This is a genomic window from Pseudomonas huaxiensis, from assembly GCF_003231275.1.
GTDB classification, from domain to species: domain Bacteria; phylum Pseudomonadota; class Gammaproteobacteria; order Pseudomonadales; family Pseudomonadaceae; genus Aquipseudomonas; species Aquipseudomonas huaxiensis.
Map to the genome: position 1 here is coordinate 1 of NZ_QKVL01000009.1, position 14,533 is coordinate 14,533.

General features: G+C 62.6%; 15 protein-coding genes and 1 pseudogene. 5 read left to right on the plus strand and 11 right to left on the minus strand.

The features are described 5' to 3' along the window. Nucleotides 1–160: 160 nt before the first annotated feature. On the minus strand, nucleotides 161–952 hold the full coding sequence (locus DM374_RS12610; RefSeq protein ID WP_110970262.1) for an ABC transporter ATP-binding protein: 792 nt from the start codon (nucleotides 950–952) through the stop codon (nucleotides 161–163). A 127-nt stretch (nucleotides 953–1,079) separates the two neighbouring features. Here DM374_RS12610 and fepB point away from each other — a divergent pair, with 127 nt between their 5' ends. Genes fepB through DM374_RS12625 form a run of 3 tightly spaced genes read left to right on the plus strand, consistent with a single transcriptional unit; the run spans nucleotide 1,080 to nucleotide 4,063 of the window. Next, nucleotides 1,080–1,982 (plus strand): Fe2+-enterobactin ABC transporter substrate-binding protein, encoded by a 903-nt coding sequence (fepB, locus tag DM374_RS12615; RefSeq protein ID WP_110970118.1) that lies wholly within the window; start codon nucleotides 1,080–1,082, stop codon nucleotides 1,980–1,982. A 39-nt stretch (nucleotides 1,983–2,021) separates the two neighbouring features. Further along, nucleotides 2,022–3,032: a FecCD family ABC transporter permease gene (locus tag DM374_RS12620; protein WP_110970119.1), complete on the plus strand. Its 1,011-nt coding sequence runs from the start codon at nucleotides 2,022–2,024 to the stop codon at nucleotides 3,030–3,032. Further along, nucleotides 3,029–4,063: a FecCD family ABC transporter permease gene (locus DM374_RS12625; protein WP_110970120.1), complete on the plus strand. Its 1,035-nt coding sequence runs from the start codon at nucleotides 3,029–3,031 to the stop codon at nucleotides 4,061–4,063. Before DM374_RS12620 ends, DM374_RS12625 begins: the two co-directional genes overlap by 4 nt. Before the next feature lie 27 nt (nucleotides 4,064–4,090). Here DM374_RS12625 and DM374_RS12630 read toward each other — a convergent pair whose 3' ends face one another. The 3 genes from DM374_RS12630 to DM374_RS12640 are packed head-to-tail and all read right to left on the minus strand — an operon-like array spanning nucleotide 4,091 to nucleotide 8,740. Next, entirely contained in the window at nucleotides 4,091–5,410 is a 1,320-nt protein-coding gene (locus DM374_RS12630; protein WP_110970121.1) for a di-heme oxidoreductase family protein, read from the minus strand. Beyond that, entirely contained in the window at nucleotides 5,410–6,708 is a 1,299-nt protein-coding gene (locus tag DM374_RS12635) for an ABC transporter substrate-binding protein (protein ID WP_110970122.1), read from the minus strand. The genes DM374_RS12630 and DM374_RS12635 overlap by 1 nt, the downstream gene beginning before the upstream one ends. Then, the gene (locus DM374_RS12640) at nucleotides 6,695–8,740 is read right to left on the minus strand and encodes a TonB-dependent receptor plug domain-containing protein (protein ID WP_110970123.1); all 2,046 of its coding nucleotides are present in this window, start codon (nucleotides 8,738–8,740) and stop codon (nucleotides 6,695–6,697) included. The genes DM374_RS12635 and DM374_RS12640 overlap by 14 nt, the downstream gene beginning before the upstream one ends. Nucleotides 8,741–9,179: 439 nt before the next feature. Here DM374_RS12640 and DM374_RS12645 point away from each other — a divergent pair, with 439 nt between their 5' ends. After that, a complete protein-coding gene (locus DM374_RS12645) occupies nucleotides 9,180–9,821 on the plus strand; it encodes a LysE family translocator (RefSeq protein WP_110970124.1) in 642 nt (213 codons plus the stop codon). A gap of 207 nt (nucleotides 9,822–10,028) precedes the next feature. Here DM374_RS12645 and DM374_RS12650 read toward each other — a convergent pair whose 3' ends face one another. Next, entirely contained in the window at nucleotides 10,029–10,508 is a 480-nt protein-coding gene (locus DM374_RS12650; protein ID WP_110970125.1) for a hypothetical protein, read from the minus strand. A 217-nt stretch (nucleotides 10,509–10,725) separates the two neighbouring features. Here DM374_RS12650 and DM374_RS34310 point away from each other — a divergent pair. Further along, a pseudogene (locus DM374_RS34310) lies at nucleotides 10,726–10,803 on the plus strand (LysE family translocator); the annotation flags it as partial. A 43-nt stretch (nucleotides 10,804–10,846) separates the two neighbouring features. On the opposite strand, the gene DM374_RS12660 reads toward DM374_RS34310, so the two are convergent. The 6 genes from DM374_RS12660 to DM374_RS12685 form a co-directional block, all read right to left on the minus strand. Then, complete coding sequence (locus DM374_RS12660) at nucleotides 10,847–11,149, minus strand: DUF3077 domain-containing protein (protein ID WP_110970126.1); 303 nt, start codon at nucleotides 11,147–11,149, stop codon at nucleotides 10,847–10,849. 364 nt (nucleotides 11,150–11,513) lie between these two features. Beyond that, a complete protein-coding gene (locus tag DM374_RS12665; protein ID WP_110970127.1) occupies nucleotides 11,514–12,296 on the minus strand; it encodes an SDR family oxidoreductase in 783 nt (260 codons plus the stop codon). A gap of 41 nt (nucleotides 12,297–12,337) precedes the next feature. Then, nucleotides 12,338–13,006, minus strand: coding sequence for a class I SAM-dependent methyltransferase (locus tag DM374_RS12670; RefSeq protein ID WP_110970128.1), 669 nt, complete (start codon nucleotides 13,004–13,006; stop codon nucleotides 12,338–12,340). A gap of 189 nt (nucleotides 13,007–13,195) precedes the next feature. Then, on the minus strand, nucleotides 13,196–13,477 hold the full coding sequence (locus DM374_RS12675; protein WP_110970129.1) for a hypothetical protein: 282 nt from the start codon (nucleotides 13,475–13,477) through the stop codon (nucleotides 13,196–13,198). 170 nt (nucleotides 13,478–13,647) lie between these two features. Beyond that, nucleotides 13,648–13,866: a hypothetical protein gene (locus DM374_RS12680; RefSeq protein ID WP_110970130.1), complete on the minus strand. Its 219-nt coding sequence runs from the start codon at nucleotides 13,864–13,866 to the stop codon at nucleotides 13,648–13,650. 53 nt (nucleotides 13,867–13,919) lie between these two features. Beyond that, complete coding sequence (locus tag DM374_RS12685) at nucleotides 13,920–14,477, minus strand: GNAT family N-acetyltransferase (RefSeq protein WP_110970131.1); 558 nt, start codon at nucleotides 14,475–14,477, stop codon at nucleotides 13,920–13,922. Between the last annotated feature and the right edge of the window lie 56 nt (nucleotides 14,478–14,533).

Genomic DNA, 14,533 nt, shown 5'->3' on the forward strand with positions numbered 1-14,533 from the left:
GAGTGTTGAGCTGAGCTCAATTTCAGTGTCTGGCGCGGAACCCTGTGGGAGCCGGTCTTGCCGGCGATGAGGCCGGCCGGAACAACGCTGTTGCGGGGCCTGGCCCAATCGCTGGCAAGCGGAGCGCCGCCCGGCCAGCGCCCATAGAGTGCTGGCCTGACTACCCCCGCAACACCCGTCCCTTGGGCACCAGCAACGGTGTCCCGGTCACCGGGTCGGCAATGATCAACGACGCCAGTCCAAACACCCGCTCCACCAGTTCCTCGGTGAAAATATCGGCCGGCGCGCCGCTGGCGACGATCGCGCCGTCCTTCATCGCCACCAGGTGCGAGGCATAGCGGCAGGCCTGGTTGAGGTCATGCAGCACCGCGACGACGGTGCGACCCTGACGGTTAAGGTCCGCCAGCAGGTCGAGCAATTCGACCTGATGAGCAATATCCAGATAGGTGGTCGGCTCATCCAGCAGCAGGATCGGCGTCTGTTGCGCCAGCACCATGGCGATCCACACTCGCTGGCGCTGGCCGCCGGACAGTTCGTTCAACGCGCGTTCGGCCAGCTCGCTGACGCCGGTCGCCGCCATTGCTTCCTTTACCACCTGTTCATCCGCTTTCGACCACTGCCGCAAAAATGACTGATGCGGATAGCGTCCGCGCGCCACCAGATCAGCCACGGTGATGCCGTCCGGCGCGGTGGCACTCTGCGGCAGCAGGCCGAGGCAGCGGGCGACTTCGCGAGCGGGAAACTCGCCGATCGGGCGTTGGTCCAGCAACACCTGGCCAGCGGCGGGAACTAGCAGGCGGGAGAGGGCGCGCAGCAGGGTGGATTTGCCGCAGGCATTGGGGCCGACGATAACGGTGAAGGATCCGTCCGGAATGCGCAGCGAAAGGTCCGTGGAAATGGTGCGCTGTTCGTAGCGCAGCGTCAGCGCATCGGCCTGCAGGCGGTGCGTCATGGGGGCGGGTTCCTCGGCAATGATGGCGCGGCAGTATTGCATGTGCGGAATTTATTCCGCAATATGGAATGCGAAACGCTCTCAAATCGTATCATTTCGCATTCAATCTGCCGATATTGACCTCACCATGACGACCTCTTCGCTGTTGCGCCTCGCCGGCGCTACCACCCTGGCCCTGTTGGCGGGCTTCGCCCAGGCCGCGGACACCCCGTCCAAACGCATCGTTTCCACCACGCCCAGCGTGACCGGCATTCTGCTGGCCATGGACGCGCCGCTGGTGGCCAGTGCTGCCACAACGCCGAGCCGGCTGTCCGACGGCAAGGGCTTCTTCACCCAGTGGGCTGAGGTCGCCGATCAGCGCGGCGTGCAGGTGCTGTACAAGAATCTGGTGTTCGACATCGAGTCGGTGATCGGCCAGGACCCGGACCTGCTGGTGATTTCCGCCACCGGTGCCGACAGCGTGATCCAGCACAAGGCCGAGCTGGAAGCCCAGGGCGTCAAGACCCTGGTGGTCAACTACTCGAACCAGAGCTGGCAGCAGATCGCCACCGAACTGGGTCGCCACACCGGACTGGAAACCCAGGCCGCCGCCGCGATCAAGCGCTTCGACGACTACGCCGCCGACGTCGGCGCGCAGCTCAAGGTGCCGGCCGGCAGCGTCAGTGTGGTGGGCTACAACATCGGTGGCAGCTACTCCATCGCCCGCGAGAACAGCCCGCAGGCGCGAGTGATCGAAGCGCTCGGCTTCAAGGTGGCAGGGCTGCCGACGGTGCTGGAATCGCAGGTCAAGCGCAGCTCCGACGTGGCCTTTATTTCTCGCGAGAACCTGTCGGCGGGGATCACCGGCGACAGCGTGTTCCTGCTCAGCGCCACCGACGCCGATGTCCAGGCGTTCCTGGCCGATCCGGTGCTGGCCAACCTGCCGGCAGTGATCAACAAACGGGTGTATCCGCTGGGGCCCAGTTCGTTCCGGATCGACTACTACTCAGGACGGGAAATGATCGACGCTGTGGCGCGGAATTTCCGTTAAGTGGCCGTCGGTTTTTCTTCGTGTGCGCCGCTGACGCTAATGGAGCGTCGGCGGCGTCGACGTTTGCGGGGGCTGGTGTTTGGTCTGACGCTGCTCGCTTTGGCGGTGGTGCTGAGCCTGATGGTGGGTTCGCGTACCGTGCCACCCGCCGACGTGCTGCAAGCCCTGCGCGCCTATGACCGGCACAACGACCTGCACCTGATCGTGCGCGAGATGCGTATCCCGCGCACCCTGGTGGCGATCCTCGCCGGGCTGGCATTAGGGCTGGCGGGGGCGATCATGCAGGCGGTGACGCGCAATCCGCTGGCCGAACCCGGCCTGCTAGGCATCAATGCCGGCGCTGCCCTCGCAGTGATCGGCGCCGCTGCGGCCTTCGGCATGGCGAGCATGGCCAGTTATGTCTGGTTCGCCTTCCTCGGCGCCGGGCTGGCTGGCGCTGTGGTGTTCATGCTCGGCCAGGCCTACGAAACCACCACCAACCCGGTGCGTCTGGTGCTGGCCGGGGCAGGACTGTCGGTGCTGCTGGCATCGGTGACCGGGGTCATCATTCTCAATGCCCCGGCAGATGTGTTCGACCAATTCCGACACTGGGCCTCCGGCTCCATCGAGCGCGCCGGCTTCGATGCCGTGGCGGTACTGCTGGTGGCGGTGCCGCTGGGTGCCCTGGCAACCTTCGCCATCGTCGGCAACCTCAATGTCCTGGCCTTGGGTAATGACCTTGGCCAGGCGCTGGGCGCCAGTGTTCGCAGTACCTGGCTGCTGGCGTGCCTGGCTGTGATGTTGCTGGCCGGCGCGGCCACTGCCGGCGCCGGGCCGATCGCCTTCGTCGGACTGGTGGCACCGCACCTGGCGCGGCTGCTGGTGGGGCCGGATTACCGTTGGTTGCTGCCTTATTCGGCGCTGTTTGCCGCAGTCCTGTTGCTGGTCGCCGACGTGCTCGGGCGGGTGGTGGGCGGCAATGCGGAAATCGCCGCCGGGGTTATCGCCGCCTTGCTGGGCGGTCCGTTCTTTATCGCCGTGGTGCGCAAATACCGGTTGAACACGCTATGAACAAAAGCGCTTCGGTTCTCCGCTTCGGCGGCTGTTCCTTGCTCTGGCGCCCACGGGTGGCGCTGGTCTGTTTGTTGCTGGCGGCGACCGCACTGACGCTGGGCGTCCTGCTGCTGGGCATCGGCAGCCTGCACCTGACCCCGGCCCAGGTCGTCGCCGGCCTGTTCGGCACGGCGGACGATCCCACCCTGCAGCGGGTGATCACCCGGGTGCGCCTGCCACGGGTGCTCACCGCCATGCTGGTCGGCGCGTCGCTGGGCATGGCCGGCTCGATCTTCCAGTCGCTGTCGCGCAATGCCCTCGGATCGCCGGACATCATCGGTTTCACCACCGGGGCGGCCAGCGGTGCGATTGTCCAGATCATCCTGTTCGATAGCGGTCCGCTCGGCACATCCGTGGCGGCGGTCGCGTCCGGCATGGCCACGGCGGCGCTGGTGTTCCTGCTGTCGATGAAAGGCCGTAGCACCGGCGGTTATCGGCTGGTGCTGGTGGGCATCGGTATCGGTGCCATGCTCTCGGCGCTCAATACCATCCTGCTGGTGACCGGCAACCTCGACCAGGTAATGACCGCGCAACTGTGGCTGGCCGGGTCGCTCAACACCCGCACCTGGTCCCATGTGCTGCCTGCCGCGCTGGGCCTGCTGCTGATCGTGCCGGTGGCGCTGTACCAGGCGCGACGGGTCAACTTGCTGGAAATGGGCGATGACAGTGCCAGCCAGCTTGGCGTGGCGGTGGAGCGCACGCGCTTGCTGATGATGCTGGCGGCGGTGGCGCTGACCGCGATTGCCACTGCGGCGGCAGGGCCGATCGCCTTTATCGCCCTGGCCGCGCCGCAGCTGGCGCGGCGCCTGACCGCCAGTGCCGGCGTGCCGCTGGTGTCAGGGGCGTTGATGGGCGCGGTGCTGTTGCTGGCGGCGGACATGCTCAGCCAGCGCTTTCCGCTGTCGCTGAACATGCCGATCGGGCTGACCACGGGGATGTTGGGTGGGGTGTATCTGCTGTGGCTGTTGGCGCGGAATCGACGGGTGTGAGGTGGGGGCCTTATCGCGAGCTCGCGCCTACAGGGATTTTAGAAATGCCAACAATGTAATGCGATCCTCACCCGATAACGCGGCAAACCGCTGCCGCGCCACCGCCGCTTCGCCGCCGTGCCACAACACCGCCTCGGTCAGGCTGCGGGCGCGGCCGTCGTGCAGGTAGCCGGCGCCGGGGTTGATCTGTTCGATCAGGCCCACGCCCCACAACGGTGGCGTGCGCCATTCGCGGCCGCTGGCCAGGTAGTCGTCACGGCCATCGGCCAGGCCTTCGCCCATGTCGTGCAACAGCAGGTCGGTGTAGGGCTCGATCTTGCGCCCGGACAACGCTTTGTAGTCCGGGTGCACCCCGGTAGTCAGTTGCGGCCGATGGCACAGGGTGCAACCGGCCTCGGCGAACAGCCGCTCGCCGTGTTTCACCGCTGGCGTATCGCGTTCCCGCCGAGACGGCGGCGCCAGATGGGACAGGTAGAAGTGCAGCTCGCTCAATTGCATCCCGTCCACTTCCGGCTGCCCGCCGCTGACGGCCTGCTGGCAGGCGCTTTGCTGCGGGGCGCAGTTTTCCTGCGGGTACAGCGACGAGGTCAGGCCCATGTCGCCGTGCAGGGCGCTGGCGATCTGCTGGTTGAGGCTTGGCTGGTTGGCCTTGAGGCCGAAGCGCCCGACTTCCAGGCGCTGGCGCTCCACGCTCCAGACCGTGTTGACCCGCCCGCGAACGCCATCCGGCTTGCGCTCGTCGGCCATGCGCTGCAGGGTGCTGGCGCTGACCGTTTCCAGCAGGCCAAGGCCGAACACCGGTGTGCCGACCCGCGCCGAGGTACGGATATCGCCCAGTGGCCCGTAGGCCAGTTCGCTGAATTTCAGTTGCGGCCGGCGCAGGTTGACGGTCTCGCCAGCAGACAGCGTGACCTGTTTTTCCTGCCAGAGAATCTGTGCCCGGCCTTCGCCGCGCACACCGGGAATGCCCAGCTCGTTGAGCTGGTCGCCATAAGCGGGATGCGGCTGCGGCCCGCCGTGGGCATCGCGGCCCGGCAACGACAGGCGGACCAGCATGGTGCGCATCGGCGAATGTTCATTGATCGGTGCCTGGCCACGGCCGTTTTTCGGGTGGCAGGCAATGCAGGTGATGCGGTTGTACAGCGGGCCGAGGCCGTCCACCGCCTCATCCCGCGACGGGGCGACGACCCAAGCCTGGCGAAACAGCCCGCGTCCGCGGAAGAAACGCTCCAGTTGCGCCTCGTCGTCCATCCCCGCCAAGGGTTGGGCGAAGGCCTCGCGGTCGGCCTCGGCGCTGGCGGAAAAACTCGCCAGCGCCGCGACTAGCGCCACTAACCAACCGCGCATTACAGGCCCATCTCGTCGAGCTGCCGCGCCGCCTCGGCATGTCGGGTGGCGCTGTAGAACTGCCAGGCGATTTCGCGCTTGCCGAGTTCGTCCTGATCGGTGACGGGCTGTTGTTCCATGCCGCTGTCCTGGCGTTGGCCGAACAGGCTGAGCAGGTCCGTCGCGGCGGCCTGTTCCGCGCTGATCGGGGGCACCGTGAGGTACGCCCGCACCGTGCTCAGATCGCGGCCCACCGCCTCGCCGGCATGCACCCGCGCCCACAAGGCCGTGAGGCGTTCATGGGGTTGGCTGAGCCATTGCGCGAACAGCGAGGTGATCAGCGCCAGGCGTTCGCGGGACATCTTGTCGCCATATTGGTACGCGCCATCGCGGGCCGCCGCAAACGGGTCGTGATAACCCGTCGGCAGCTCGGCGTAGACGCTCGGGCGCACCGGCAGCTTGCGGATGTCCGGGTCGGCCAGCAGTTTCTGCCCGGTGTCGGACAACACGAAGCGCACGAACGCCCGAGCACCTTCGACATCCTTCGCACTGCGGGTAATCGCAATGTGCGCAGGGTTGAGCCCGCCGTGGGCCGGGTAGACGAAGTCCACCGGCTGGCCGTTGCTCACCGCCGAGGCGACGAAAAAGTCGATGGACAAGCCCACCGCCGAGCGCCCGCTGGCCACCTCGTCGCTGACCAGGGTGCCGCCGCGACTGACCAGCCGCGACTGCCCGGCGATCTCGCTCCACAACGCCCAACCCCGTTCCCAGCCGTAGGCCTGCAGGACGATGTCGAGCAACACCGGAGCGAAACCGACCCGCGCCGGGTCAGGCAGGGCGATGCGTCCGCGCAGCCGGGCGTCGAGCAGGTCAGGCCAGTCCTTCGGCGGCGCCACGCCCAGTTCGGCGAGCACCTTCGGGTTGGTGGCGAAGCCATAGCCGGCCAGTTCCGTGGCCTGGTAACGGCCGTCGCGGTCGCGCAGGGCGGTGCCGCCGATTCGGTCCGGCAAGCCTTGCAGATCGACACCCAGCGGTTGCCAACTGTTGTCCCGCGCCAGCCGGGCAAAATTGCCCGGCGACGGCGCCCAGTAGACATCGACCCCGCCCTGGTCCGCCTGGCGCAGGAAGGGCAGGGCATCGAAGCCCTGGCGCCAGAGGATCTGCAGGCGGTAATCGGGGTTGGCCTGTTCGAAGGCCTCCTCGAAGCGGGTCATCATCTCTTCCGGGTAGCTGGTCATCACCACCACCGGCTGCGGCGCGGCCAGTGCGCTCGTCGAACCGAGCGCCAGGGCCAGCAGCCAGGCCTTACAGCGGAACATTGAACTGCACGAAGTAGTTACGGCCAATTTCCGGGTATCCCTCGCTGTATTCGTAGAGGCGGTCGAACAGGTTGCGTACGCCGGCTTCTACCAGCACGTCGTTGCTGAAGCGGTAGCCGGACTTGAAGTTGTACACCGCGTAGCCGCCGGACATCTGGCTGCCATCGGACACGTTGTAACGGCGCGAGGCCGCTTCGGCGCTACCGGTCAGGCGCAAGGCGTCCAGGTTCCAGGTGGCCGAGGCGAACAGGTTGTGGCGTGGCGTGTCGATCGGGTGCAGCTCGGGATTGCTGCGGTTTTCGCGGTCGAGGAAGGTGTAGCTGGCGCCCAGCTCCCAGTCGCCCAGATCACCTTTCAGGCCCAGTTCAACGCCCTGGTTACGCGCTTTGGCGATGTTCTGGTATTGCCCGCATGGCGCCGCGCAATTGAGTTGCGCCGGCACGGTGACCTGCTGGATGGAGTCCTCGATATTGGCCACGAACAACGCCGCATCCAGGCTCCACTGCGATGTCAGCGCGCCACTGTAGCCCAACTCGTAATGGGTGGCACGTTCGGACTTGAGGTCCGGGCTCGGGATGACCGTGCCGAAGCGCGTCGAGTAGCGGTCCTTGATGGTGGCGAAGCGGCTCTTGCGCGACACGGTCAGGCGCACCTGGCCGTTGTGGTCGATGTCCAGCAGCGGGCCGGTGTTCATGAACAGGCCAAGCTGGCTGTTGACCGCGTCGTCGCTGCCGGTGGGTTCGTCGTACAGGGTCTTGACCCGTGTCGAGGACGGATTGGTACCGAAGTTCTCGGCGTCCAGGCTCTTGCGGTAGTTGTACGAGACGCCGCCGACCACGCTGAAAATATCGTTCAGGCGCAGGGTGTCTTCCAGGGCGATGGATTGGGTCTGGTCGCGGAAATGGGTTTGCGGGTCGCTGCCGTCGCGGGAGCGGTGCACGTCTTCCTTGAAGTGGTACGCCACGCCCAGGCGGTTACCCTCGGTGATCGCCAGGTCGCCTTCGACCGAGAAACCGGTGGATTCATCGTCGTACTTGCTCGGGAAGCCCGACTGCAGCGTGCCGGGGATGCCGTTGTTGTAGTTGAAGCTTTCCAGCGAGTTCTTGAAGGTGTCGTGGTAGACGCGGGTCTTCAGGCCGTGGTCGCCGAAGCGGGTGTTGGTGGCCAGGAACAGGCTGGTCTTGTCCCAGGTCGGCCATTCCCACCAGCGCTTGCGCTGGCCGGTGGCGGGCAGGTCGCCGGCGTAGGGCGGCTGGCCCTTGCGGCCTTGTTGCTGGACGTAGCCGAGCACGTATTCGTCGGTTGCGTTGGGGGTGAAGCCGAGCTTGAAGCTGAACTTGCCGTCGCGCTTGTCGCTGTTCTCGCGGCGACCGTTGCCTTGCTGGTTGTTGGTCGGCTCGAAGTCGTCCGGCAGCAGGGTGTAGTCGTAATCGACGTAGGAAACGCCGCCCTGCATCCACCAGTTACCCTGGTTGGAGCCGACGTTGGCGTAGCTGCGGTAGGCGTTGACGTTGCCGTGGTCGGTCATCTCCAGGCCGCCGCCGACTTCACCCTCGAAGGCCTCGGTCGGGCGCCGGGTCACCAGGTTGATCGCCCCGCCCAGGGTGTTCGGCCCGTACAGCAGCGACGCGAAGCCCTTGGCCACTTCGATGCGCGACAGGTCGTACGTGGTGAAGCGCCCCAGGTCGATGTTGCCGTCATAAGGCACGTAGGTCGGGATGCCGTCGATGAACACCGGCACCTGCAGCCGATCGAAACCGCGCACGTACACCACCTGCTCGGCGCGGCCGCCGATGTAGCTCTGGTTCACGCCGGGCGCGAGGGCCAGGGCGCGGTCCACGGTTTCGCGGTCGTGCAGGCGCATGTCCTGCAACTCGACCACGGTGCTGCCGGTGGCGAGTTTCTCGTCCTGCGGGGCGGAAATCTGGATTTCACCGAGGCTGAAGGGCTTGCTGGTGTCGGCGGCGATAACGTACTGAGCGTTGATGGCGGCAATGGCCACGACCAGGGCGCGAGGGGTGAACGACTTCATGACTGCTCCATGTTATGGAGGCTGGTGTGTTTTCAGGTCATTTCTCTGTGTGCCCATCGCTGGCAAGCCAGCTCCCACAAGGCCCGGTGCATACCGATCCTGTGGGAGCTGGCTTGCCAGCGATGAGGCCCAAAAACAACGCTCCAACCTCATCGTTATATATTCTTGTATACAGCGACACCCGTAAAAAGACCCGAAACCTCCCTCCCCGGAGAGCTCGAATCCTGACGACCGAACGGATATCTGACCCGGAAGACAACCAGGCCGGGGCGAATACTAGCGTTGCCGACCGCCTGCTGACAACGCTGTATATCAAAATGCATAACGATATTGTCGTAATGGCACTGCCAGGCTCGCGTCGTCCCCAGCAACAGGATCATCCCGTTAGCCCGAAGCATTCGGTAACATGCAGCCTTTCTACCGTTCACGAGCCGCAAACATGGATCTTCACTCGATACTCGCCTTCACCCTGGTCGCCGCGATCGCCATTGCCAGCCCCGGGCCGGCGACCTTGATGGCCATCAACAACAGCCTGGCGCACGGCCAACGCAGCGCCGTGTGGTCGTCCCTCGGTAATGCGAGTGGTTTGTTCTGCCTGTCGGCGGCGGCGATGCTCGGTTTGGGCGCGTTGCTGCTCAGCTCGGAATGGCTGTTCAACGCGGTGAAAATCCTCGGTGCCGGCTACCTGTTTTACCTTGGCGCCAAGCAACTGCTGAACAAGCGCCCGATGCTCGCGGAAGGTATCGAGGAGGGCGCCGAGAAAGTCCGGCCCACCCGGCTCAAACTGTACAAATCGGCGTTTTTGACTGCGGTCACCAACCCCAAGGCGACGATGTTCTTCACCGCGCTGTTTCCGCAATTCATCGACCAGAGCGCGGCGCTGCTGCCGCAGTTCTTTATTCTGACGGGGATCTTCATGACGTTGTCGGTCACGTCGTTAAGCCTGTACGCCGCGCTTGCCTCGCGGGCCAAAGGCGTCCTGACCCGGCCCGCGCTGTCGCGCTGGGTGAGTCGTGTGGTGGGCACCACGTTTATTGGGTTTGGTGCGGCGATTCTCACCCTGCGTCGGCAGACGGTGTAACGCTGCTGTTGGGCAAACCCATTGGGGCCCTTCGCGAAGGTTCGGCGTGAAGGGCCCCAATGGGTTTAACGGGCTGCCATTACGCGAGTGCGCGTCTATTTGAGGTCGATCACTTCAGTGGTGATTCGATCCGGCTCAGATGAGACTTCGCCAACCTTTCGCAAATTTCCAACGAATGACAAGTCGCCCACGTCAGCTTTTTTACACTTATTTCAAGATAGTATTGAGGTCAACGCTTTTTAGGCCCAATGAGGAGCCGGGAGGCGCGAAGTTGGGGCCTTTAATATGTAAAGTTCCGTGATCAAACCCTGCAGGCACCATAAACGGTGAGAACGTAGTTTGCCACCCAGGAAGCGCCCGATAATTGAAGATAATTGTCTCCAACTCCTTGTCAGCGGCGTCGTAAAAAATGATTACCCCCTCCCCACGGATCCATTCTGTGGATTGTGGAGAAATATGGTTTACTTCCAGCCAAATCCAGGCTTCAAGTCCAGCGTCCAGGCGTGTGAATTTTTGTTCGATAAACGCCGTCGAATCAAAGTAAACATAATCGAATAAGTTTTCTCTGTCGTTGGCGTGTACGACAGTTAGCGGGGCTTTCCAATGATTCAGTTTCTCTTTGAATTCAGGGTTTCGGAGCACATTGGCGCCTTTTAAATGCATGTCAACCTTGTTTGTCGTGTTCATCTCTAGGTCCTTCTCATATTTGGTTTGATAGGGCCTGCCCTGATGAACTACAAGGTGGGCAGTCGATACAGCCTATGTCATGCGCCCAGCGCTGTGCTACTGGTAGAAATGTCAGGTTCGACGTCGAATACAAGAGCGTAATGTGGAGAGTTTCAGGTGCCTAAGTCCTTCACCCTGGTCGGCAATTCATGGCGTTGTCGGTGACGTTCTTGGGCCTGTAAGCCGCGCGGTGGTGGGCACCACGTTTATTGGTTTTGGTGCGGCGATTGTGACGGTGCGGCGGCAGGGGGCGTAAGGCTGCGGTAAAGGGGCCGCGAGCGCGGCCCCTTTACGGTCGATCACCTCACCTGCGGCCTTTCGACCCGGCCCAGCAACGACTCCACCAGTGCCTCGCAAATTTCTAGCGAATGACACGTTGCCCATGCCAATCCGCCGAGCGGCGGCGTGTCGATCATCTCGCAAAGCTGCGCGTTGGTTTCGAAGGCTGACTTCAAGCTCATGGACAGATGCACCAGGGCATCTTCGATATCGACACCTTCGCACACGGCAAACAGCGGTTTATGGCTGTCATTGCAGGTGCTGAAACGGGTGTGGACGGTGGTGAGGCGAGGGGCGGGTGGATCGGGGACGATCTTGATCATTGCGGTTCTCCAAGTTCAGTGGAGCCGCCACGCATACGTGACCAAACGATGGGTGGCGACTGTACGCAGGTTGGTCAACCGGGGAACTTGGAACCCGGCGCACACGAAGGTGCCCCACGCACAGCCGCCATAACTCGGAACAGCAGCCATTACTCGCTGCTGAATCGGATGCGCACGCCTGAGCGTTAAGTTCCAACAGGTGACCAAACCTGATCGCTGATGTGCAGCGACCGGCGAAGCGTAGGCACTGATACCGTGGGAAACAACCGCTCAGGAGGCGCGGAAGTATGATTCGGAAATTGCCTACGGGAAAGTCGTACATCGAAGGGATTTCGTAGCTTTTTGCGTCACCTTCCCCGCGAGTTCAACCGCCCGGACTGGCCGCCGACCCTGCCAACAAACCCCCGTCGATATTCACTTCCGTCCCCGTCATATACGCTGCCTCATCCGACGCCAGCATCAGCGCCACCGCTGCGACTTCCTCGACCGTGCCGAAGCGCTTGAGCGGCGTATCCGCGACCAAGGCGGCCATCCGCGTGTCGCGATCAGGCCCGTCGCCGAGCATGGCTTCCCACATCGGCGTCAGAATTGCCCCCGGATGAATCGAGTTGCAGCGAATTCGCCATCCCTGCTGCGCGCAATACAGCGCCACCGACTTGGTGTGATTACGCACTGCCGCCTTGGACGACGCATAGGCCGCCGCCCCCGGAATCCCCACCAGCCCGGAGCGCGAGGAAATATTGATGATCGAGCCCGCACCGCGCCCCTTCATTGCGCCGATCGCATAGCGGCAACCGAGAAAGGTGCCATCCAGATTCACCCGATGCACCGCACGCCAATCCTCCAGGCTCGCGTGCTCGGGATCGTGCGCCACCACACCCGTCTCGAAACCCGTGATGCCGGCATTGTTCACCAGCACATCCAGCCTCGGCACCTGCTGCGCCAGGCGCAGCCAGTCGGTTTCGTCAGCAACATCGAGCTTGATGAACTGCGCGCCGATCGCCTGGGCAACCGCCGAGCCGTTCGCCTCATCGATATCGGTCACGATCACAGTGCCGCCTTCTTCCTTGAAGCGGGTGGCAACGGCCCGCCCGATGCCGCGTGCGGCGCCGGTGATCAGGCAGGTCTTTCCCTTGAGTCGTTCCATGGTTGCTCCGGGTGGGGTGGCTTTTTGCGTGCTATCAACGCTTACACGCGCTGCAGAACGTAACTGCTTTCGAAGCCATGCACACTACCCAGCACATTGAAGCCACGGAAGAACCCTGTGGCTCTGAGTAGATCGACCGCCGGACCGACCTCAGGCGAGTGATCGAAATCGCGGTAATCGTCGAACACGATGAAGCCGCCCTTTACCACGCTCGGCGAATACAGCAGGAAATCCAGCACCACGTTGCGCGTGGTGTGTCCGCCATCGATATGCAACAGCGCAACCTTCGGTTCGAGGTTGTAGAAGCGTTCGACACTCATCTCCGAATAACCACGGATCACCAACACATCAGGCAGCAGCAGTTCCTTGTAGTGACTGAACTCTTCGAACTGGTTGGGCAGCTCGAAGGGGTCGATCCCGATAACACGACGCTGGTGGTTGCAGGCCTCGTTCATCAGCATCAACGACTTGCCTTTCCACACGCCGATTTCCACCACGTCACCTGGCAGATCTTCAATTAGCGTAGAAAGGTAGCCCAGGAGGAGCACATGGTCGTGGAACGATATCTCACGACGGCGCATTGCATGCTCAGGTGGCAAGCTGTCTTGCGCCTGTTCGAAATGCTGGCCGATCAATTCCCAGACTTGCGTTACGCAGCCAGTCAGTGTCGGGTCGCTGGTGAATTCATTAAGTTCTCGGATAGTCGTCATGTTTTCTCTACTTCGAACGGCTGGAAGGACGTTTGTTGGTAAGCAAACCGGAGTTCAGGCCAAGGCTGATGCTGCAATAGGGTGAAATTGAGGACGGCCTGATTGCGCTGGGTGATGGGGCGAGGACCAATAGGAAAGGCCGCTAATATTGGTTAACCCCATCTGGGCCCTTCGCGAGCAAGCTCGCTCCTACAGGTACAACAGCGGCACTTTTGTAGGAGCGAGCTTGCTCGCGAAAATCTCTAATTTCTGATTGGAGTGATGGGAAAACGCTGCCCGAACGGCAGTAGCGGTCATATCCCCAGAGCCGGAATAGACATTGTCGACGTAGCGCCCGTCGACCGGCGTAGCGATGGTAAAAACTTGCGGGGGATCAAGTTTGTTCGGGGTCGCCGATACATCCGTTTGCGTGTATTTGGCAGTGCAACCCGCTGCAACAATCGAGAACAGGATTATCAGAAGTTTCTGCAAGACTTCCCCTCCGTGGAAAGATGATTGCCAGTTCCTTGGCAATGCAGGCACGGTACAAGCAAAAATACTAATTTGCCATCATTCTTTGTCGCCCCTTTATCTGTGTAGGCGAAAGCGGTCGCACACTGCTTTCCTGTTTCAAACCAGCGCTTTGGCCAGCATTCCCAGCGCTATTGGATCTTAAAAATGTTGCTTATCACGGCTAGCGCCTTCTTGCCGTCAGTAGCATAAATACTATTCAGTAACGTTTGGTCGGCGAGGCGATGCAGGTGAAAGAAATTATAAAAGGCCTGGCCGAACCGTTGTTGTTTGAAGGCACCTTGGCTCCAGAGAGCCAGGAACTCATCATAAGTAGCGCGCTCGATTTCTAGTTTCGGTCCATTTTCCATATTGCCTCCACACTCGAGAGCTGTTGCGCTGAATGCGAGCGCTGGTGGGATATTCACCGCCCCCGCTTGCGCGAAACCACCGCCTCAATATTCTTGCGCCCAATCAACTTCGGCTGCTCCAACTCCCCCAACCACTTGTACATCACCAGGCAATCCACCAACCCCAACCGCCCATGCCGATACGCTTTCGGCAATCTTCCCACCACCTCGAACCCAAGTTTCTGCCACAGCGCAACCGCCGCATCATTGGTCGCGACCACGGAATTGAATTGCAGTGCGAGAAATCCTGAGGCGCGGGCCAGTTGTTGGGAGTGTTCGCACATCTGCCGGGCGATTCCGCGGCCGCGGGCGGCTTCGTTGACCATATAGCCGCAGTTGCCGACGTGGTTGCCGGGGCCGGCGGCGTTGGCTTTGAGGAAGTAGGCGCCGAGCAGTTCGTCGTTTTCTTCGGCGACCAGGGTGTGCTGCGGGACGTCCAGCCAGAGGTGGCGGGCTTGTTCGAGGGTCATGGCCGGGTCGTAGGCGTAGGTCTCCCGGGCGGCAATGATGCTCTGGAAGGTGGGCCAGAAGCGGTCGAAGTCAGCAGCGGTCATCGGGCGGATGTGAAGCATGGTGTTCCTTGGCAGGTGATCGGGCAGTGGAGAGATGCTAGCGTTGGGCCGCTAGT